The sequence below is a fragment of the Microbacterium sp. 69-10 genome, assembly GCF_001897945.1.
Lineage (GTDB): Bacteria > Actinomycetota > Actinomycetes > Actinomycetales > Microbacteriaceae > Microbacterium.
Genome location: NZ_MKRT01000025.1, coordinates 97,674 through 98,224 on the forward strand (window position 1 = coordinate 97,674; position 551 = coordinate 98,224).

A 551-nucleotide genomic window follows, 5' to 3' on the forward strand; every position below is an offset into this window, starting at 1 on the left:
CGACCTTCAGGTCGCCGCCGTCGAGCGGCTCCAGGCCGACGATGGTCTTGAAGAGCGTCGTCTTCCCGACGCCGTTCGGGCCGATCACGCCGACGATGCCGTTCGGCGGCAGGCTGAAGCTGAGCGCGTCGATCAGCATCCGGTCGCCGAAGCCCTTCTGCAGGTTCTTCGCCTCGATGACGATGTTGCCGAGGCGCGGACCCGCGGGGATCTGGATCTCCTCGAAGTCGAGCTTCCTGGTGCGCTCGGCCTCGGCCGCCATCTCCTCGTAGCGAGCCAGACGCGCCTTGGACTTGGTCTGCCGGCCCTTGGCGCTGGAGCGAACCCACTCGAGCTCGTCCTTCAGGCGCTTGGCGAGCTTGGCGTCCTTCTTGCCCTGGATGTCGAGGCGCTCGGCCTTCTGCTCCAGGTAGGTGGAGTAGTTGCCCTCGTAGCCGAGCAGGCGACCGCGGTCGACCTCGGCGATCCACTCGGCGACGTGGTCGAGGAAGTACCGGTCGTGCGTGACGGCGATCACGGCGCCCTTGTAGTCCTTCAGGTGCTGCTCGAGC

General features: G+C 67.0%; 1 protein-coding gene. It reads right to left on the minus strand.

Features of this window, described 5'->3' with window-relative positions:
- A partial coding sequence (locus tag BGN97_RS13495) for an ATP-binding cassette domain-containing protein (RefSeq protein WP_292702502.1) occupies positions 1–551 on the minus strand: 551 nt, incomplete at both ends.